Below are 19,094 nucleotides of genomic sequence, written 5' to 3' on the forward strand. Positions count from 1 at the left end.
GGCGGACCCGCGCGGGTGGGCCGCCGCCCGCCCCACCACCCACATCCACGACGCATCCCAGGGAGCGGCCATGACCGTCACCGAGCCCACCCCGGCCACGACACCGATCGACCAGGCCGTCGTCCTCGACACGATCGAGGAGGCCGTCGCCGAGTTCGCCGCGGGGCGGGCCATCGTGGTGGTGGACGACGAGGACCGCGAGAACGAGGGCGACATCATCTTCGCCGCCGAGCTCGCCACGCCCGAACTCCTGGCGTTCACGATCCGCCACACCTCCGGCGTGGTGTGCGTCCCCCTGGAGGGCCAGGACCTGGACCGCCTCGACCTGCCGCTGATGACCGCGCGCAACGAGGAGAGCCTGCGCACCGCCTACACGGTGACCGTGGACGCGCGCGAGGGCGTCACCACGGGCATCTCCGCCGCCGACCGGGCCCGCACCATCCGTCTGCTGGCCGCGCGGGGCAGCGGCCCCGCCGACTTCGTGCGTCCCGGCCACGTCCTGCCGCTGCGCGCCCGCCCGGGCGGCGTGCTGGCCCGGCGCGGCCACACCGAGGCCTCTGTCGACTTCGCCCGCCTGGCCGGTCTGCGTCCCGCGGGCGTGCTCGCCGAGGTCGTCAACGACGACGGCACCATGGCCCGTCTGCCCCAGCTGCGGGCGTTCGCCGACGAGCACGGCCTCAAGCTGGTCTCGGTCGAGCAGCTCGCCGCCCACCGCGAGGCGCTGGGGGAGGCGCTCACCGAGGCCGAGGCCCACCCGCCGCTGGTCACCCGCGCGGTCCAGACGCGTCTGCCCAACAGGTACGGCCAGTGGCGCGCGTTCGGGTACCGGGGCACCGCCGACGGGGCCGAGCACGTCGCGCTGGTGTACGGGGACCTGACCGACGGCGCCGACGTCCTGGCGCGCCTGCACTCGGAGTGCCTCACCGGCGACGCGTTCGGCTCCCACCGCTGCGACTGCGGCGCCCAGCTGGACTCCGCCATGGCCGACATCGCCGAGGAGGGGCGCGGGGTGCTCGTCTACCTGGGCGGCCACGAGGGCCGGGGGATCGGCCTGCTGCACAAGCTGAGCGCCTACAGCCTCCAGGACCAGGGTGCGGACACCGTGGACGCCAACCTGCGCCTGGGCCTGCCCGCCGACGCGCGCGAGTTCGGCGCCGGGGCGCAGATCCTGGCGGACCTGGGGGTGTCGTCGGTGCGCCTGTTGAGCAACAACCCCGCCAAGGCGGAGGGGCTGGAGCAGCACGGGGTGCGGGTCAAGGAGCGGGTGGCGATGCCCTCCTTCGTCACCGAGGACAACATCGACTACCTGCGCACCAAGCGCGACCGCATGGGCCACGACCTGACCGGCGTCTCCCGCTGACACCGGTCCCGCGGCGCGGCCGACCGGCCGCTTCGCGTTCGGCGCCCCCTCGCGGGCCGGGGCGGTGTCCGTCCCGGCGGCGGCCCGGGGCCCGCACAGTTCGTTCGGAGAGGAAGCAGGAGCCCATGAGTGGTGAAGGACGCCCCGACAGCAGCGGTGTCGAAGCCTCGGGGATGTCGGTGGGCATCGTCGTGACCCGTTGGAACGCGGGCGTGGTCCAGCCGATGCTCACCAGAGCCCTGGACGTGGTGAGGTCCTCGGGTGCGGCCGAGCCCGTCGTGGTGGAGGTGGCCGGGGCGGTCGAGATCCCGGTGGTCGCCCAGGAGCTGGCCCGCAAGCACGACGCCGTGATCGCCCTGGGCGCGGTCGTGCGCGGGGGCACACCGCACTTCGACTACGTGTGCCAGTCGGTCACCCACGGGCTGACCGAGGTGGCGCTGCGCCATTCCACCCCCGTGGGCAACGGCGTGCTCACCTGTGACACCCTGGAACAGGCGCTCGACCGCGCCGGACTTCCGGGGAGCGCCGAGGACAAGGGCGCCGAGGCCGCGCTGGCCGCCCTGGACACGGCGGCGGTCCTGCGCGGGCTGCGCCGCTGATCCGGTCCGGTGGCGCGCACGGTGACGGTGGTGGGCCGTCCGCGCACGCGGGCGGTCGAAGAGGTGTCGCGCGCGGGTCCCGGTCCGGCGGGTGGCCGCCGGGCGGTTCGTGGCGGGCGGTGCGCGCCGCGGGTCCTGGCGGGTCCGTCCGCCGGTACGGCGTCGCGGGGCGCGGCCCGGCGGCGTGCCGGGGCCGCGGCGGACACGGTCCAGAAGTGGAGCAGTTGGTGCGGACGAGGGAACAGCCCGTGGACGGCGAGGAGTCGGGGCAGGCGGTGCTGCCCAGGACGTGGCGGCCCCGGTCGGTGCGGTGGGTCGCCTACGGCCTGGCGCTGTTGATCGTGGTGACCCTGGCGGTCCTGGCGGCGATCCTGCCGGGCAGTTGGGGGGTCATGGACCGGGTTCTGATGGTGGGTCTGGGCCTGGCCATCGCGGCCGCCCTGCACCTGCTGGCCCGGCCGCGGCTGGTGGCGGCTGAGGAGGGTGTGACGGTGGTCAACAGCATCCGCACCCACGTGCTGTCCTGGGCGGAGGTCGTGGACGTGCGGATGCCCGAGGGCGAGCCCTGGCCCTCGGCGGACCTGTCCGACGGCACGACCCTGGCGGTGATGGCCGTCCAGCGCGCCGACGGCGAGTCCGCCGGGCGCGCCCTGGAGGAGTTCCGCGCGCTGCTGCACGAGCGAGGCGAGGGCCGCGAGCCCGACCGCTCGTAGGAACCTCCTGAGGGAGCCGCCGAATTCCTGAGGATCGGTGGCTCCCGAGTGTTGTGCGGGGCACATAGTTTGGTACCGAGAGCCACCGACGGAACGTGGAAGAGGTACCGCGTGCGCGACATTCGAGCGGCCGTGTCCGACCTGTACGCGTCGGGCGAGACGTTCGCGCTGGCCACCGTGATCGACACCTACAAGAGCGCTCCCCGCGACGCCGGGGCGGCGATGCTGGTCAGCGCCTCCGGGGAGGCGGTCGGCAGCGTGTCCGGCGGCTGCGTGGAGGGCGCGGTCTACGAGGAGGCCCTGGAGGTCATCCGCACGGGGGTTCCCGTGCGCCGCACCTACGGGGTCAGCGACGACGACGCCTTCAGCGTGGGCCTGACCTGCGGCGGGACGCTGCACATGTTCGTGGAGCCGATCAGCCGGTCCTCCTACCCCCAGCTCGGCTCGGTGATCGGCGCGGTCGACGAGCACCAGCCGGTCGCCGTGGCCACCATCGTCTCCGACCCCTCCGGTCAGGGGCGGGTGGGGCGGCGCCGTGTGGTCTGGCCCGGCCACGCCGAGGGGGACCTGGGCAGCGACAGGCTGGCCGACGCCCTGGACGACGACGTGCGCGGCATGCTGGCCCAGGGCAGCACGGGCCTGCTGCGCTACGGCGCGGACGGGCAGCGGCGCGGGGACGAGCTGGAGGTGTTCGTGCAGTCCTTCGCGCCCGCGCCGCGCATGCTGGTGTTCGGTGCGATCGACTTCGCGGCGGCCGTCGCGGACCTGGGCACCTATCTGGGCTACCGGGTGACGGTGTGCGACGCCCGGCCGGTGTTCGCGACCGCCAAGCGCTTCCCCACCGCCGAGGAGGTGGTGGTCAAGTGGCCGCACGTGTTCCTGGACGAGATCGCCGACCAGATCGACGAGCGCACGGCCATCTGCGTGCTCACCCATGACCCCAAGTTCGACGTGCCGGTGCTCAGCGCGGCGCTGCGCACCCGTGCCGGGTACATCGGCGCGATGGGGTCCCGGCGCACGCACGAGGACCGGTTGGAGCGGTTGCGCGAGGCCGGGGTGGGTGAGGCGGAGCTGGCGCGCCTGCACTCGCCGATCGGTCTGGACCTGGGGGCACGGACCCCGGAGGAGACGGCGGTCTCGATCGCCGCGGAGCTGGTGCAGGTGCGGTGGGGCGGCAGCGGGCGGGCCCTGCGCGAGACCAGTGGCCGGATCCACCACGACGCGTCGGGTAAACCCCTGGTTCCGGCCGGATTCGGCCACCGTGTGAAGTGAACCGAAACCCGTCGGGCCGCGGAGTGCCTGGTCACGGCGGGTTCGTGGGGGCGGTCGCGGAACAGGATGGGACGGGCTGTGCCAGGTCGCCCATCCCGCGTGCCCGTGCGTGGCATCATCACGTCATGGGTACTGGGGGGCAGGAGCAGGGCGGGGAGCGCACGTGTACGGGCCCGGTGGCGGGCCTGCTGTTGGCCGCGGGTTCGGGGAGCAGACTCGGGCGGCCCAAGGCGCTGGTCGAGGTGGGCGGCGAACGCCTGGTGGACCGCGGTGTGCGCACGCTGACCGCGGGCGGCTGCGCCCCGGTCATGGTGGTGCTGGGCGCGGCCGACACCCCGGTGCGCGGTGCCCACACGGTGCACAACCCCGACTGGCGGACCGGTATGGGGTCCTCGGTGCGCGCCGGGATCGACGCCCTGCCCGACACGGTCGACGCGGTGCTGATCGCGCTGGCCGACCAGCCCCTGGTCACCCCCGAGGCGGTGCGCCGTCTGGTGGAGGCGCACGAGCAGGGCGCCCGCGCCGCGGTGGCCACCTACCGCGGCAACCAGCGCAACCCCGTGCTGCTGGGCCGCGAGCACTGGTCGACGGCCTACGCCATGGCCGTGCACGACGTGGGGGCGCGCCCGTTCCTGCGCGCGTACTCCCATCTGGTCACCGCCGTGCCCTGCGACGACATCGCCAGCCCGGAGGACATCGACACGGTGGAGGACCTGGAGCGGCTCAGCGACGTGCTGGGCCGGGAGCCCTCCGGTTCGGGCTGACCCCGCCCGGAACCGTGCGCGTCGGCGGGCCGGGGCTCAGGCCAGGGGCTCGGCGAGGATGCCGAACACGTGCTCGGTCGACTCCCCGGGGGCCAGCACGATCAGGTCGGTGCCGGTGGCCAGCGCGTTGGCCGGGCAGGTCATGGGCTCGGCGGCCAGGTGGGCCCGGTGGTCGTCACCGCCGAGGGTGTCGGCGGTGAACAGCTGCAACCAGCCGAAGCTGCGGTCGCACCACAGCGACACCCGGTGCTCGGGGCCGCTCGCCCGCACCCACGCGCGCCCGTCGGTGTCCCTCTCCAGCTCCGTGAAGGCGGTGTCCAGGACGGTGTCGCCCAGTTGGCGGCCGGGCGTGCGGAAGTCGAATTCGCCGCCGTCCACGGGGACGGGGTCGCCCACGGGCAGCATCTGCCCGTCCACCGGCTGGCGGGTGCCCGCGGTGACCTCCAGCGCGAACTCCCCGCGCGCGGCCAGGGCGGACAGCGGCTCGCCGAAGGTGAGGTAGGGGTGGAAGCCCAGGCCGAACGGCAGGGGGGAGCCGCCCGGGTTGCGGGCGGTGGTGGCGACCGTCAGTCCGTCGTCGGAGAGCCGGTAGGCGACGGTCATCGCCAGGGGGAAGGGGAAGCCGGGTCCGCCCCCGAAGTCCAGCCGCAGTTCGACAGCGTCCTCGGAGACCGACGTCGGCGTCCACGCCTGGTCGTGGACCAGGCCGTGGATGGCGGTGCCGGTGGCCGGGTCGTTGGGTTCGGGACGGTACTCGACCCCGTCGAAGCGGTAGCCGTGCTCGGTCACGCGGTTGGGCCACGGCGCGAGCACCTGGCCCTGGAAGGCCTTGGGGCCGTCCCCGTCGTAGGGCCAGACCACGTCGCGGCCGCGCCAGGTGAGTGCCCGCAGTCCCGCTCCCGTGCGGTCGACGCGCGCTCGGTACTCTCCCGAGCGCAGCTCGATCACCTCACCCACCTGACACCTGCTTCCCCGTCGTGGTCGTGCGTCCGTGTGTCGAACCGGGCGATCATAGCCCACGCGCCCCGTCGGGGGGACACGACGGGACACGTGGCGCGTGTGACGGAAGTTGTTCAGGAGGTTCGGAGGCGGAGTGCGGCGACCGTCGAGACCCACAGCATGGCGGTGACGGCTCCGACGGCCAGGGTCAGCGAGCCGTACTGGCCGCCGGTCATCGCCCAGCCGTTGCCGACCAGCAGAGCGGTGCCCGCGACACGGGAGGCGGCGGCCGTGCTCCGGTGGCCGGTGCGGCCGTAGTGGTGCCCCAGTACGTAGCAGGCTGCGATCAGCGCGGCGAAGGAGACCGATCCGGCGGCCATGTGGCCGTAGCCGTGCCAGGTGAGCTGCTCGGGCATCCCCGCGGGGGTGCCGACGGGGAAGCCGTCGGCCGGATCCATGACGAGCAGCCCCGCCGCGATCATGCCGAGGCCGTTGACCAGGACCAGTCGCGGCGCCCACGTGCCGCCGGGCGCGTCGCCCATGGATCGGCGCAGCCCCAGGGCTCCGGCGGCGGTCAGGGCGCCCGCGACCAGGAAGTTCGTGATCTGGAGCCAGCCGAGTTCGCCGGTGCTGAGCGCGCTCAGGGGGTGCCGGGTCAGGTCGAACCCCTCCCGGGCGGCGGCCTGCGCCAAGGAGACGGCGGCCCACAGGGGCGCCGCGAGGGCCGCGCCGGCGAGCAGCGCGCGGGTGGTGCCCGCGGTGGCGCGGCGGACACGGGGTGCGGTGGCGGTGGTGGCGGTCATGGCCGGACCTCTCTCGTGTTTCTGTGCTTCTCCCTGTCACGTCGCTGCGGCGATGTGACAGGGAACGCCGCCATTCCCTGTCACATCACCTCGTTCGACGTGTATCCGAAGGCAACGAAACGAGACGAAGGAGCACGCCGTGCGCTTCCTGATGACCACCCGCCCCGCCGAGGACGCCCGCGACGACGAGGGCCTGTACGCCGAGATGGGCGCGTTCGTGGAGGAGCTCACCGCCTCCGGAGTCCTTCTGGCCACCGGGGGGCTGGAGCCCGGCGGCGTCCGGATGGTCTCCGCCGGCGAGGAGATCACCGTGACCGACGGCCCGTTCACCGAGGCCAGGGAGGCCGTGGCCGGGTTCGCCCTGGTCGAGGTCCGCTCCCGCGAGGAGGCCCTTGAGGTCGCCCGCCGCTTCCGCCGCATCGTCGGCGACGGCGAGAGCGTCATCCAGCAGGTCTTCGGTCCCTGACCCGCCGCGGCGCCGGCCGGGTTGCGCACGCGCCCGGCCGGTGCTGTCATCTTCGGTGTGACCGATGTCCACCGCACCGTCGACGCGGTCTGGAAGATGGAGTCGGCGCGGATCGTCGCCTCGCTCACCCGGATCGCGCACGACGTCGGCGCCGCCGAGGAGTGTGCCCAGGACGCCCTCGTCGCTGCTCTGGAGCAGTGGCCGCGTGAGGGGATCCCCGACAACCCCGGCGCCTGGCTCATGACCGCCGCCAAGCGCCGCGTCCTGGACCGCCTGCGCCGGGAGCACCGCCTGGAGCGCAGGCACGAGGAGATCGCCCACGAGCTGGAGCGCGGTCCCGGGGTTGCGCCCGTCCCGGAGGACGGCGTCCTGCGCCTGCTGTTCGTGACCTGCCATCCGGTGCTGTCCACTCCGGAGAGGGTCGCGCTGACCCTGCGCCTGGTGGCCGGGCTGACCAACGGGGAGATCGCCCGCGCCTTCCTCACCGGGGAGGGGCGCATCGCCCAGCGCGTGGCACGGGCCAAACGGCTGCTCGCCGAGGAGGGGGTGGCCTTCGGTATGCCCGACGGACGGGAGCTGGCCGAGCGCCTCTCCTCCGTCCTCGGGGTCGTCTACCTCGTCTTCAACGAGGGCTACGCGGCGACCTCGGGCGAGGACCTGATGCGCCCCGGCCTGTGCCTGGAGGCGCTGAGGCTGGGCCGCACCCTGGCCGGACTGGTGCCGCACGAGGCCGAGGTGCACGGCCTGGTGGCGCTGATGGAGCTCCAGCAGTCCCGGGCCGGGGCCCGGACCGGTCCCTCCGGCGAGATCGTCCGACTGCACGAGCAGAACCGGGGCCGCTGGGATCCCCTGCTGGTGCGCCGGGGCTTCGCCGCCATGCTGCGCGCCCGTGACGCGGGCGGCCCGCCCGGTCCCTACGTGCTCCAGGCCGCCGTCGCCGTGTGCCACGCCCGGGCCACCAGCGAGCAGGACACCGACTGGACCCGTATCGCCGCCCTCTACGACCAACTGGTCGTCCGACTGCCCACCCCGGTCGTGCGCCTGAACCGGGCGGTGGCGGTCGGCAGGGCCCGCGGGCCGGAGGAGGGGCTCGCCCTGGTCGACGAACTGGCGGGGGACCCGGTCCTGCGCGACTACCACCTGCTGCCCGGCGTGCGCGGCGACCTGCTCCTGCGGCTGGGGCGGGCCGCCGAGGCGAGGCGGGAGTTCGAGCGCGCCGCCTTGCTGGCCGAGAACGCCGCCGAACGCGCCTTCCTGTCACGCCGGGCCGAGGAGACCGCGGTCCCCGAGCCGACCAGGCCCGACCTGGGCGCAACGGCCCGGGGGTTCCTGGGCCGCGACGACCTGGACCCCGGGACGCTGCGCTCCTACGGCCAGACCCTGGACCGGCTGTGCCGCTCACTGGGGGAGGGGCTGCCCCTGGCCGACCTGACCCCCGAACGGGTGGCGGGCGTGTTCGCCACCGCCTGGGGCGGTGCGGCCCCGCGCACGTGGAACCGGCACCGGTCGACCGTGCGCTCCTTCGGCGCCTGGGCGGGGCTGGAGGATCTGGCGGCGGACCTGGAACGGCGCGGCGAGACCCGCTCCCCGCGCGCGCCGCTCGGCCCCGAGACCGTGGCGCGCCTGTGCGACGGGGAGGGTTTCGCGCTTCGCGAGCGCGTGCTGTGGCGGCTGCTGTACGAGTCCGGTGCCCGGGTGAAGTCCGTGCTGGCGCTCAACGTGGAGGATCTGGACCTGGAGGACCGCCGTGCGCGGGCGGGCGACGGCTGGGTGGGCTGGCGGTCGGGGGCCGCTCGGCTGCTGCCCGGGCTGGTGGCTGGGCGAGACCGGGGGCCGCTCCTTCTGGCCGACCGGCGTCCGGGACCGGCGAGGCGCCCCGCCGCGGCCGACCTGTGCCCGCTGACGGGGCGAGGGCGCCTCTCCTACCCGCGTGCGGAGTACCTGTTCAAGCGGGCCACGCGCTCCCTGGACCCGGCCGGTCGGGGCTACACCCTGAGCAGGCTCCGGCCCTGAGCGCACCCGCGCGGAGCGGGGTGGAGGGGCCCGCCCGGTGGTCCCGGACGGCCCGCCGGGGAGCGTTTCGCCCGGGTTCCCGGATCGGCGGGCGGCCGTCCGGGCGACCGCCCGCCCGGCAGGTCCTAGGCGAGCAGGCCGTCCAAGGGGATCAGCACACCCGAGCCCAGAGCCAGCAGCCCCGTGGACAACAGCACCACCACCATGAACAGGGTTCCCACCACGGCCAGGCGGAAGGCGCCCAGGCGCCGACGGGCCCGCGAGGTGGGCTTCCTGCTGGCCGCCGAGCGGCCCAGCGCCACCAGCAGCACCGACAGCAGCACCGGCAGCCACCACGCCGCGCCGACGTCGCCGGGCAGCAGGCCGGTGACGGCGCCGGTCAGCTCCGACAGCCAGCCCAGGACGGCCCCGTTGCCGGCGTCCAGCAGCCCGGTGTAGGCCGAGGTCACGAACTCGCTCTCGGGGTAGAAGCCCTCCTGCGGGCGCACCACGCGGCCCAGCCCGTCCAGGAGTCCGAGCAGCGCCGCGGGGTAGGCGAACCGGCGGCACGCGCCCGCCTTCATCGCCCGCTGGATCTGGCCCATGGTCTTGTCGGCCCGGCGCCTGCGGCGTTCCTGTTCGCGGGGGTCGAGCGAGGTGTCCTGCGGTCCTGCGGGGTTGTAGGGGTGGGGGGCTGTCGGACCGTCCGGTCGGCCGGTCGCGGAGGTACCGGCGGCGCGCCTGCGGACTCCGGCCGCCTTCTCGCGGACCTGGGACCAGCGTTCACCGGCCGAACCGGCCAGCGACGCCCACCGGTCCTGTCGGCGCGCCCTGCCGTCGGCGCGCTCGCGCTCGGCGACCGCGCCGCCGACCCGCGCGGCCTCGGGCAGCAGGAGCACCGCCGTGATCAGGGCCGCCCGGGTGGCCAGGGCGTCGCGTCCGTTGGCGTCGCGCAGGGCCAGGCGCCGCTGTTCCACCCACCACGGGGCGTGCGGGGCCGCGGTGCGCTGGCGCGGGTGCCAGGACTGGCGGCGCAGCAGCGACCGGCTCCGGGAGGCGGTGTCGGGGAGCAGGACGAGTTCGACCGCCCTGGCCCAGGCGGTGTCGGTCTCGTGGGTGTCCGGGCGCCGGGGCGCGTCGGGGCCCGAGCCGACCAGCTGGTCGACGTTCTCGGACACCTTGCGCATGATCAGGGGCACCTCGTGCTGGACGCGCTCCAGCAGGGCGCACCGCCCCGAACCGCCCGAGCGGCAGGCCGGGTGCGGGCACCAGTGCTGGGCGCCCAGTCCGACCGCGCCCGAGGTCACGGCCTCGCGCACCACCGCGTGGCGGCTGGCGTCGCCGGTGGCCAGGTCCAGCAGCCCGTCGGCGCTGATCTCGTGGCCGCGAAAGCGCGGCGGCATCCCGGGCACGTAGCGGGCGGCCAGAGCGCTGATCGCCACGTGCGCCTGCTCGGGGTGGGCGTCCAGGCCGGTGAGGTAGGCGCGGTCGAAGGTGTAGTCGTTGACCTCGCGGTCCAGCCAGCTGCGCAGCTGCGACCAGTGGGTGCGCAGCCACATGGCGCCGGTCTCGGAGCGGTCGAGCAGGTCGAAGGCCAGGCTCGGCGGGTCCTCGTGGCTGGCTCCGGCGAACTCGATGGGGCGCAGGCGCGTGACCGCGCGGATCTGCGGGCGCTCGCCCGCCAGCCATTGCACGACCTCGTCGTGGCCCCAGCGTGCCGAGGGCGCGAGCGTGAGCAGGCCGCGGGCCAGCAGGCGCCAGCGCTCGTCGGTGATGGCGGAGATGTCCACCTCGGTGTTGCGGGCGGTCAGCCAGTTGCCGCCGCGCTCGGGGCGGCGTCCGGCCACCAGTTCGTGCACGATCACGCCCAGGGACCACCAGGCCGCGGGCGCCTCGCGGCGGCCCTCGACGACCTCCGGCGCGGCGTAGTCCTCGGTGACCGCCAGTCCGCCGTAGACGCGGCTCATGGTGGCGCGCACGGCGCCGCCGAAGTCGGTGAGCGCCACGACCGGCGGGTCCAGGGAGCGCACGAGCAGGTTCTCGGGCTTGACGTCGGTGTGGTTGTGCTGGAGTTCGTCCTGCCAGTGGTGCAGGCAGTCGGCGACGGCGGAGACCACGGCGCGGGCGCGCTCGTCCGACAGCGGGGCCTGGTCGATGAGCGAGCGCAGCGAGCCGTGGGAGAAGTACTCCTGTGCCTCCCAGGCCAGGTCCTCGCCCCAGGAGCTGGCGGCGGTGCCGTACCCCTGGATGGCGGGGGTGTGCGGCGAGGCGGTGCCGCGGGCGCGCAGGCGGTCGAGGAGTTCGCGGTTGATGTCGTGGCCGGGCCGGTACACCTTGAGCGCGAGTCGGCGTCCGGGGGAGTCGGTGGGTTCGGCCAGGTAGACGACGGCCTCGCCGCCCGCGCCGATGTGGTCGAGCACGCGGTAGCGGCGGCGCAGTTCGGCGGGGACGGCGTAGTCGAGGTCGCTGGCGGGGCCGACCACCACGCGCGAGACCAGGCGGGCCATCCAGTCCAGGAGCGGGCCGAACAGGGTCCGCCACCAGGGCGCGCGGCCGTCGGTGCGGCCGTCGCCCGGGATGGTGCGGGCGGGGCGCGTGCCGGGGACCGCGGCGGCCGTGCGGGTGGCGTCCGCCTGACCGGCGCCGGGCAGGACGCTGGTGCGGTCCGCGGCCGGGGAGGACACGCGGGTGGGCTCGGTGTCGCCCCCTCGGGCCGTTCCCGGGCGGAACACACGGGTGGCCCAGCGCGTGCGGGCCGCGGGCGTGCGGTCCGCGTCGGGGCCGATGCGTGTGGTGGGCGCGGTGGGTTCGATCCGCTGGGTCGGCGCGTTCTCGTCACCGGGGTCGGGCGTGACCATCGGGGTCGGAGCCATCCTTCGGATAGGCGTTGGTGTCGTGGACCTGCGGGGGAACGAGGTCCCTCCAGGGTAGGTCCGCGCGGTGCGGTTCGCGTGGCGTTCGCGGCACCGGACCCGTGTCCCCCGTCGTTCCCTCCATCCCGTTTGACTCCTCACGGCTCCGTGAAGTTCCACCGAAACCGGGAGTGGGACGGAGGGAGGCGGTCGAGCTTCGTCCGGACGTTCCCCGGAGGTCGTCCACAGGCGCGGGCCGGGGCTGGCGGGAACGGGCGCCGGTGGGCTTTGCTGGATACAGGGGGGCCACCCCTCCCGGCCGCCGCGTGCTGCCCTCACACGTGTCCGCGTCCTGTACGCCTCGTGTGCCTCAGTGCTGCCCGCGCGGGGTCACGCCGAGCCTGTCGCAGGCCTCCTGGTACATGCGCACGACCTCGGCGCGGATCTGGGCGCGCTCGGTGAGGGGCCGCGCCCACGGCACGCGCACGGCGTGCTCGGTTCCGTCCACGGTGACCGCGTAGTCGCCGCCGTCGCCGTCCAGGCCCGTCATGCGCGCGGCGGTGGCCTCGGGTCGGCCGCCCAGCGCGCGGCAGATGAGCAGGGTGTCCTCGGGGTGGTCGCCGTTCATGTGGGCGGTGACGGCGGAGACGACCTCGGGGGAGAAGGGGTTGGACGGGGACACGGGACCTCCTGGTCGGCGGGTGGCGCGCACGCGTGACACGAGCGGGGGGAGGGCTGTGCGCCCTCCCCCCGCTGACGATATCCGAGCGGCCCCGAAGGTGATGACGGTGTGTCGTCAAAACTTCCGGGAGACCGTCCCGCCCCGCGTGTTCCCCTGTCCCGTACGGCCCGGAGTCCGCCCGGCCGTCACGGACGCGCTCAGGCCTGGCGGGTGAACTCGGCGTCGATGTCGATGGTGATCTTGTCGCCGACGACCACGCCGCCGCCGTCCATCGGCATCTCGATGTCCACGCCGAACTCCTTGCGGCTGATCTGCGTGGAGCCGGTGAAGCCGGCGCGGTTGAGACCGTAGGGGTCGATGGTGGAGCCGTTGAACTCCAGCGCGATCTCGACGGGGCGGGTGTTGCCCTTGATGGTCAGCTCGCCCTGCAGGACGAAGTCCTCGCCCTTGGCGACGGCGCCGGTGGAGCGGAAGGTGAACTCCGGGTGCTCCTCGACGTTGAAGAAGTCGGCGGAGCGGATGTGGTTGTCGCGGTCGCCGTTGTCGGTGTTGATCGAGCTGGCGTCGATGGTGGCCTCGACGGACGCCTGGGTGGGGTCCTCGGGCACCGTCAGCGTGGCGTCGAACTTCTCGAAGCGCCCGCGGACCTTGCTGACCATCATGTGTCGTACGGAGAAGCCGACGACGCTGTGGGCGGTGTCGATCTTCCAGGTTCCGGCCTGGAGTTCCTGCGCTGCCATGGTGTCTCCCTGTCGGGTCGGCGGACCCGGGGGTCGGGCCCATTCGCTGAGGTGTAACAAGGCTTCTTAGAAGAATCTTCCTCGGAAGAGGAGTTTAGGCAATGCGAGGCCCTCGTGCAAGGCGTTCTCCCACCACAGCCCACCACGGGCCGACCCGGGGCCCGACGGTGTGGCGGGGCGGGGGTTTCGGACACGCCGCTACGATGGGCCGCATGAACAACGCCGGATGGCTTGACGTCGGAGAACAGCACGTCTGGCGTGGTTTCCTCAGGATGAACGCCTGGGTCTACGACGAGCTGGAGAAGGACCTGCGCGCCCGTACCGGGCTCTCCCTCATCGAGTACGGCATCCTCGTGCACCTGTCCGAGGCCGAGGGGCGGCGCATGCGCATGCGGGTGCTGGCCGACAGCGTCATCGTGTCCAAGAGCAGGCTCTCCCACCAGGTCGCACGGCTCGAACGCGGCGGCTACGTGCACCGGGAGCACTGCGACGACGACCGCCGCGGGCTGTGGGCCGTGCTCAGCGAGAAGGGCTCCCTCCTCCTGGACCAGGCCGCGCCCGGACACGCCGAGCGCGTGCGCTCGCTGATCTTCGACCGCCTCAGCGAGGAGCAGGTCGCCCAGCTCGGCTCGATCATCGGCGCGCTGGAGGAGGGCGGAACCGCCCGGCGGGGGTGAGGGCCGCGCCCGCCCCGCCCGCGGGCCCGACCGTTTCGTGTGTCCGAATCCGCCGAAGACGGACCGGACCCGGGCGCGCGTCGCCCCGCCCGAGCCGCTTCGGGCGTGCCCGCCACGGGCCCCGCGCCCCACCGGTAGAGTCGGTGCACGTGAGCAGACCATCCATCATCGGCGCCCAGAACTTCCGCGACGACGACGGCAGCGTCGATCCCGAGGTCGAGGCACGCCTGCGCGAACACGCGACGGGCGCCACGGGCGACCGCCAGGTGCTGGCCGCGCTCAGCGGAACCCGCGTGCTCATCCCCGTGGTCGCCGTGGCCACCGAGACCGAGGAGGGCGTCGGCGGGCTCACCAAGGACAAGAACAGCGAGGTCGCCGTCCCGATCATGACCGGCAGGGACGGGCGGCGCGGCATGCTCGCCTTCACCTCCGTGGACGCGGTCCGCCGCTGGCGCCCGGACGCGCGCCCCGTGCCCTTCACCGTCAGGGACGCCTGCCAGGCGGCCCTGGAGGAGGAGGCGGACGCGCTGGTGCTCGACGTGGCCGGCCCCGTGCCCTACACCGTGCAGGGCCCCTTCCTCGGCATGATCGCCGAGACCGGCGCCGTACCCGAGCCCAAGGACGACCCGCAGGTCCTCGGACTCGTCTACCAGGTCACCAAGGGCGAGTTCGGCATCGAGCGCGTCCGCATCCACCCCTCCGAGCGCGGCGAGATCGGCATCCGCCTCGAACTCGAGGAGCGCGACGACGAGGTCCTGCGGCGCGTGGCCGAGCGGCTCACCGCCGAACTGCGCCACGTGCTGCCCGGGGGCATCGAACTGAGCGCCGTCGTGCGCGCCCGGCGCGGCGACGCGCCCCCGAGCGTGCCCGGGACCGCCGACCGGGACTGACCCCGTCCCGGTCGCCTCCGGCCGGGCCGCGGGCCCCGCGGCTCCGGACCGCTCCGCGCCTTGGCCCCGTGCACGCCCCGTGCGGGCGTGCGGTGCCACGGCGTTCGCGGACGGGGAGTTGTCCACAGGCCGGACCGGGCGGTGTCGCCGCGGGCCCCGGAAGGGTAGCTTCCCATCATGCCCACCCCCTCGACACTCCTCCTCCACCCGCACCTGTGGACGGCGTCCGTCGCTGTCCTCCTCGCCCTGCTCGGAGTGGTGGTGGGCCAGGTCAACGGCCGCCTTGTCCACCTCTTCGGCCCCGCCGGCCCGCCGCCCGCACCCGCCTCCCGCGGTTCGCTCACGCCCTCCGCCGACCGGCACGTCCAACCCGCGCGCGACGACGCCACCGCGGTCCCCGACACGGGGGAGGACGTGCACGGCGAGCGCCGCCTCCCGCCTGAGGAGGACGACGAGGGCCCGCCGCCGCCCCGCTGCCCCCACTGCCGGGCCGAGCTGCGCTTCCTGCGCTGGTTCCCGGCGGTGGAGGCCCGGACGTTCCGAAGACGGGGGGCCTGCCCCCACTGCGAGCAGGTCGTCCGGTCCCACCCCGCGGTCGTCGTCGTGACCGCCGCCCTCTTCGGCTGCGTCGGCCTGTGGGCCACCCTCCAACCCGACTGGTGCCCGTTCGGCGTGCTGGCCGTGCTCTGGCTGACCGCCGTCGGCGTGCCGCTGGCCGTCATCGACCTGCGGGTCATGCGCCTGCCCGACGCCGTCGTCTTCCCCGCCTACCCCGTCGCCGCGGTCCTGATCGGGCTGGCCGTCCTGCTGCCCCCCGAGGGACCCGACACCGACCGGGCCGTCGGGGCGCTCGTCAGCATGGTCCTGGTCACGGTGCTGTACTGGCTGCTGTGGCGGGTGCACAGCGCGGGGCTGGGCTTCGGCGACGTCAAGCTCTCCGGACTCACCGCGCTGTACGCGGGGTGGGCGGCGGGGACCCTCGGCGCGCTGGTCGCCGTGTTCTGGGCCTTCGCGGCCTTCTCCCTGGTGGGGATCGTGCTCATGGCTCTGCGGCGGCTCACCCGCAGGGACCCCTTCCCGCTCGGCCCCTTCATGCTCGCCGCCGCGCTGGCCACCGTCCTGGCGGGGGGCGCGCTCTTTCCACAACCCTGAACCCGCGGTGCCACCGCACGGCGATCCGTGAAAGGATCGTGCACATGTTGCGTTGGCTGACCGCGGGGGAGTCCCACGGACCCGCACTCGTCGCGATTCTTGAGGGCCTCCCGGCCGGTGTGTCCGTCACCTCGGACGACATCGCCGCCGCGCTGCTCCGCCGTCGCGCCGGGTACGGACGGGGTGCCCGGATGAAGTTCGAGAAGGACCAGGTCTCCGTGATCGGGGGCATCCGTCACGGCCGCACCCAGGGGGGTCCGGTCGCGATCGAGGTCGGGAACACCGAGTGGCCCAAGTGGGAGAAGGTGATGTCCCCCGATCCGGTGCCCGCCGAGGAGCTGGAGAGCGTGGCGCGCAACGCGCCGCTCACCCGGCCCCGCCCCGGCCACGCCGACCTGGTCGGCATGCAGAAGTACGGCCACGGGGAGTCGCGGCCGATCCTGGAGCGCGCCAGCGCCCGCGAGACCGCCGCCCGCGTCGCTATCGGCGAGGTGGCGCGCCAGTTCTGCCGCCAGGCCCTGGGCGTGGAGATCCTGAGCCACGTGGTGTCCATGGGACCCGTGGCGGTGCCCGAGGACGCCCCGGAGCCGCGTCCGGAGGACCTGGCCGCGATCGACGCCGACCCGCTGCGCTGCTTCGACGCCCAGACCAGCGCCCGCATGGTCGAGGAGGTCGACGACACCAAGAAGTCCGGTGACACCCTCGGCGGCGTGGTCGAGGTGCTGGCCTACGGCCTGCCGCCCGGCCTGGGCAGCCACGTGCACTGGGACCGGCGCCTGGACGCGCGCCTGGCCGGTGCGCTCATGGGCATCCAGGCCATCAAGGGCGTGGAGGTCGGCGACGGCTTCCGCACCGCCGCCCGCCGCGGTTCGGCCGCCCACGACGAGATCGAACCCGGTCCGGACGGTGTGCGCCGCCGCACCAACCGCGCCGGAGGCGTCGAGGGCGGTATGACCACCGGCGACCCGCTGCGCGTGCGCGCGGCCATGAAGCCCATCGCGACGGTCCCCCGGGCGCTGGACACCATCGACGTCGAGACCGGTGAGCCCGCGCAGGCCAACCACCAGCGCAGCGACGTCACCGCCGTCCCGGCCGCCGGTGTGGTTGCCGAGGCGATGGTCGCCCTGGTGCTCGCCGAGGCCGCCGTCGAGAAGTTCGGCGGCGACTCGGTCGCCGAGACCGCGCGCAACCTCAGGGGTTACCTGGACGCGCTGACCATCCGCTGACCTTCGGTCCCGGCCTCGGCGGGCTTCCGTCCCGTTCACGGACGGGACGGAAGCGGACTGGGAACCGCCCCTGGCGTCCCCTTGCCGCAACGGTTGTCCACAGGCGCGGGGACGGTCCGCGTCCCCGCCGATGGTTCGCGTTCCCCCCGCGAAGCTAAGGTGGGGGGACGGCAAGACCAAGGCCGGGGACAGCGCTTCTCAGTGCGCGGCGCCCCGGATTCTCCAGATGGGAAGAGCGTGGCAAAAGCGATCGCGGTGCTCATCGGTTCGCCCGGGTCGGGCAAGTCCACCGTCGGCGAGGCCCTGGCCGGGCGCCTGGGCGCCGACCTGTTGTGCACCGACACCGAGGTCGAGAAGCGCGCGGGCAAGCCCATCGGCGACATCTTCGTCGAGGACGGCGAGGAGCGCTTCCGCGCCCTGGAGCGCGAGGTCGTCGCCGAGGGGCTGCGCGCCTGGGAGGGCGTGATCGCCGTCGGCGGCGGCGCGGTCCTGGACGAGGACACCCAGCGAGACCTGGCCGAGCACCACGTGGTCTACCTCCAGGTGGAGTTCGGCGAGGCCGCCAAGCGCGTGGGCATGGACGTGGCCCGCCCCCTGCTCGCGGGCAACCCCCGCACCCGGCTGCGCCAGCTGCTCAACGAGCGCCTGCCCGTCTACGAGCGCCTGGCCAGCGTCACCGTCGAGACGACCGGCTACCACCCCGAAGAGATCGTCGACGCCATCCTGCCCTCGCTGGCCGGACAGGACTCCGGAAAGGCTCAGCAGTGACCGTGACCCGGATCGGTGTGGGCGACTCCGCCGGCCGCTACGACGTGGTGGTCGGCAGCGGGGTCCTCTCCGAACTCCCCTCCCTGGTCGGCGACGCCGCCCAGGTGGCCGTCATCCACCCCCAGGGCCTGGACGGGATCGCCCGCCCCGTGGTCGGCGCGCTGGAGGCCGCCGGTTACCGGGCGCACTCCATGCCCGTCCCGGACGGCGAGGCCGCCAAGACCGCCGCCGTCGCCGCCGACCTGTGGTCCCGGCTCGGGCAGCGGGGCTTCACCCGCAGCGACGCCGTCGTCGGCGTGGGCGGGGGAGCCGCCACCGACCTGGCCGGGTTCGTCGCCGCCACCTGGCTGCGCGGCGTGCGCTCGGTCCTGGTGCCCACCACCCTGCTCGGCATGGTCGACGCCGCCGTCGGCGGCAAGACCGGCATCAACACCCCCGAGGGCAAGAACCTCGTCGGCTCCTTCCACCCCCCGGCCGGGGTCCTGTGCGACCTCGCCACCCTGCCGAGCCTGCCCCGGGCCGACTACATCGGCGGCCTCGCCGAGATCGTCAAGGCCGGGTTCATCGACGACCCCGTCATCTGCGACCTGGTCGAGGACGACCCCGAGGGCGCGGCCGAACCCGAGGGCAGGCACACCCGGGAGCTCATCGAGCGCGCCATCCGGGTCAAGGCCGACGTCGTCTCCGGCGACCTGCGCGAGAGCGGCCGCCGCGAGATCCTCAACTACGGCCACACCCTGGGCCACGCCATCGAGCGCGCCGAGAACTACACCTTCCGGCACGGCTACGCGGTCTCCATCGGCATGGTCTACGCCGCCGAACTCGCCCGCCTGGACGGCCGCGTGGGCGACGACCTGGTCCGGCGCCACCGCTCGCTGCTCTCCTCGGTCGGCCTGCCCGTCTCCTACGCCCCCGAGGCCTGGCCCGAACTGCGCGCCGCCATGAGCGTGGACAAGAAGGCCCGAGGGGCCACCCTGCGCTTCGTCGTCCTGGACGGTCTGGCGCGGCCCGCCATCCTCAGCGGCCCCGCGCCCGAACTGCTGGACGAGGCGTACCGCGCGGTCACGGGCGACACCCAGGTTCCGCGAAGCCACTAGACTGCACACAGGCGACGTGCGCACCGGCGTGCCCGGGGAAGCTCCCCGAGGTGCCCGGGCCCGGCCCCACCGAACACAGACCGGGCCCCGAGGGGGCCGGTC

Annotated in this window: 18 protein-coding genes; 13 read left to right on the forward strand and 5 right to left on the reverse strand. The window is 74.3% G+C overall.

Translation table 11 applies throughout. The features are described 5' to 3' along the window. Positions 1-70 precede the first annotated feature (70 nt). The 5 genes from AC0VX6_RS08170 (at position 71) to AC0VX6_RS08190 (ending at position 4,708) form a co-directional block, all read left to right on the forward strand. On the forward strand, positions 71-1,360 hold the full coding sequence (locus AC0VX6_RS08170; protein ID WP_274976893.1) for a bifunctional 3,4-dihydroxy-2-butanone-4-phosphate synthase/GTP cyclohydrolase II: 1,290 nt from the start codon (positions 71-73) through the stop codon (positions 1,358-1,360). Between the two features lie 125 nt (positions 1,361-1,485). Further along, complete coding sequence (gene ribH, locus AC0VX6_RS08175; protein ID WP_274976894.1) at positions 1,486-1,959, forward strand: 6,7-dimethyl-8-ribityllumazine synthase; 474 nt, start codon at positions 1,486-1,488, stop codon at positions 1,957-1,959. 248 nt (positions 1,960-2,207) lie between these two features. Then, on the forward strand, positions 2,208-2,672 hold the full coding sequence (locus tag AC0VX6_RS08180) for a PH domain-containing protein (RefSeq protein ID WP_274978090.1): 465 nt from the start codon (positions 2,208-2,210) through the stop codon (positions 2,670-2,672). A 111-nt stretch (positions 2,673-2,783) separates the two neighbouring features. Continuing rightward, positions 2,784-3,944 carry an XdhC family protein gene (locus AC0VX6_RS08185; RefSeq protein WP_274976895.1) on the forward strand — a complete coding sequence of 387 codons (1,161 nt, stop codon included), beginning with the start codon at positions 2,784-2,786 and terminating at the stop codon, positions 3,942-3,944. A gap of 176 nt (positions 3,945-4,120) precedes the next feature. Next, positions 4,121-4,708, forward strand: coding sequence for a nucleotidyltransferase family protein (locus tag AC0VX6_RS08190; RefSeq protein ID WP_212644540.1), 588 nt, complete (start codon positions 4,121-4,123; stop codon positions 4,706-4,708). A 36-nt stretch (positions 4,709-4,744) separates the two neighbouring features. Here the strand turns inward: AC0VX6_RS08190 and AC0VX6_RS08195 are convergent, their stop codons facing one another. Beyond that, positions 4,745-5,665, reverse strand: coding sequence for an aldose 1-epimerase family protein (locus tag AC0VX6_RS08195; RefSeq protein ID WP_475467995.1), 921 nt, complete (start codon positions 5,663-5,665; stop codon positions 4,745-4,747). Between the two features lie 116 nt (positions 5,666-5,781). After that, entirely contained in the window at positions 5,782-6,450 is a 669-nt protein-coding gene (locus AC0VX6_RS08200; protein ID WP_274976897.1) for a DUF998 domain-containing protein, read from the reverse strand. 139 nt (positions 6,451-6,589) lie between these two features. Between AC0VX6_RS08200 and AC0VX6_RS08205 the strand changes: the two genes are divergently transcribed. Both AC0VX6_RS08205 and AC0VX6_RS08210 read left to right on the forward strand, forming a co-directional pair. Beyond that, entirely contained in the window at positions 6,590-6,916 is a 327-nt protein-coding gene (locus AC0VX6_RS08205) for a YciI family protein (RefSeq protein WP_274976898.1), read from the forward strand. A gap of 57 nt (positions 6,917-6,973) precedes the next feature. Continuing rightward, the gene (locus tag AC0VX6_RS08210; RefSeq protein WP_274976899.1) at positions 6,974-8,929 is read left to right on the forward strand and encodes a sigma-70 family RNA polymerase sigma factor; all 1,956 of its coding nucleotides are present in this window, start codon (positions 6,974-6,976) and stop codon (positions 8,927-8,929) included. Positions 8,930-9,054: 125 nt separating this feature from the next. Here AC0VX6_RS08210 and AC0VX6_RS08215 read toward each other — a convergent pair whose 3' ends face one another. The 3 genes from AC0VX6_RS08215 to AC0VX6_RS08225 form a co-directional block, all read right to left on the reverse strand. Next, entirely contained in the window at positions 9,055-11,766 is a 2,712-nt protein-coding gene (locus AC0VX6_RS08215; protein WP_274978091.1) for a serine/threonine-protein kinase, read from the reverse strand. A 364-nt stretch (positions 11,767-12,130) separates the two neighbouring features. Continuing rightward, positions 12,131-12,442 (reverse strand): DUF2470 domain-containing protein, encoded by a 312-nt coding sequence (locus tag AC0VX6_RS08220; RefSeq protein ID WP_274976900.1) that lies wholly within the window; start codon positions 12,440-12,442, stop codon positions 12,131-12,133. A gap of 197 nt (positions 12,443-12,639) precedes the next feature. After that, positions 12,640-13,182 (reverse strand): YceI family protein, encoded by a 543-nt coding sequence (locus AC0VX6_RS08225; RefSeq protein ID WP_274976901.1) that lies wholly within the window; start codon positions 13,180-13,182, stop codon positions 12,640-12,642. Between the two features lie 203 nt (positions 13,183-13,385). Here AC0VX6_RS08225 and AC0VX6_RS08230 point away from each other — a divergent pair, with 203 nt between their 5' ends. The 6 genes from AC0VX6_RS08230 (at position 13,386) to aroB (ending at position 18,992) form a co-directional block, all read left to right on the forward strand. Continuing rightward, on the forward strand, positions 13,386-13,859 hold the full coding sequence (locus AC0VX6_RS08230; RefSeq protein WP_475467997.1) for a MarR family winged helix-turn-helix transcriptional regulator: 474 nt from the start codon (positions 13,386-13,388) through the stop codon (positions 13,857-13,859). Between the two features lie 149 nt (positions 13,860-14,008). Then, positions 14,009-14,749: an SseB family protein gene (locus AC0VX6_RS08235; RefSeq protein ID WP_274976903.1), complete on the forward strand. Its 741-nt coding sequence runs from the start codon at positions 14,009-14,011 to the stop codon at positions 14,747-14,749. 177 nt (positions 14,750-14,926) lie between these two features. Continuing rightward, a complete protein-coding gene (locus AC0VX6_RS08240; RefSeq protein ID WP_274976904.1) occupies positions 14,927-15,901 on the forward strand; it encodes a prepilin peptidase in 975 nt (324 codons plus the stop codon). A 44-nt stretch (positions 15,902-15,945) separates the two neighbouring features. Beyond that, positions 15,946-17,127, forward strand: coding sequence for a chorismate synthase (gene aroC, locus AC0VX6_RS08245; protein ID WP_248774172.1), 1,182 nt, complete (start codon positions 15,946-15,948; stop codon positions 17,125-17,127). Positions 17,128-17,382: 255 nt separating this feature from the next. After that, positions 17,383-17,895 (forward strand): shikimate kinase, encoded by a 513-nt coding sequence (locus AC0VX6_RS08250; protein ID WP_212644538.1) that lies wholly within the window; start codon positions 17,383-17,385, stop codon positions 17,893-17,895. After that, entirely contained in the window at positions 17,892-18,992 is a 1,101-nt protein-coding gene (gene aroB / locus AC0VX6_RS08255; RefSeq protein ID WP_475467999.1) for a 3-dehydroquinate synthase, read from the forward strand. Before AC0VX6_RS08250 ends, aroB begins: the two co-directional genes overlap by 4 nt. Positions 18,993-19,094: the final 102 nt, after the last annotated feature.

The sequence above is a fragment of the Nocardiopsis sp. iso_25 genome, assembly GCF_056173305.1.

What these genes read in the sequence shown, in the direction of transcription:
- AC0VX6_RS08170 (WP_274976893.1), top strand. Translation starts at nt 71, where the DNA reads ATGACCGTCACCGAGCCCACCCCGGCCACGACACCGATCGACCAGGCC.
- AC0VX6_RS08225 (WP_274976901.1), bottom strand. Translation starts at nt 13,182, where the DNA reads ATGGCAGCGCAGGAACTCCAGGCCGGAACCTGGAAGATCGACACCGCC.
- ribH (WP_274976894.1), top strand. Translation starts at nt 1,486, where the DNA reads ATGAGTGGTGAAGGACGCCCCGACAGCAGCGGTGTCGAAGCCTCGGGG.
- AC0VX6_RS08215 (WP_274978091.1), bottom strand. Translation starts at nt 11,766, where the DNA reads ATGGTCACGCCCGACCCCGGTGACGAGAACGCGCCGACCCAGCGGATC.
- AC0VX6_RS08230 (WP_475467997.1), top strand. Translation starts at nt 13,386, where the DNA reads ATGGGCCGCATGAACAACGCCGGATGGCTTGACGTCGGAGAACAGCAC.
- aroC (WP_248774172.1), top strand. Translation starts at nt 15,946, where the DNA reads ATGTTGCGTTGGCTGACCGCGGGGGAGTCCCACGGACCCGCACTCGTC.
- AC0VX6_RS08240 (WP_274976904.1), top strand. Translation starts at nt 14,927, where the DNA reads ATGCCCACCCCCTCGACACTCCTCCTCCACCCGCACCTGTGGACGGCG.
- AC0VX6_RS08200 (WP_274976897.1), bottom strand. Translation starts at nt 6,450, where the DNA reads ATGACCGCCACCACCGCCACCGCACCCCGTGTCCGCCGCGCCACCGCG.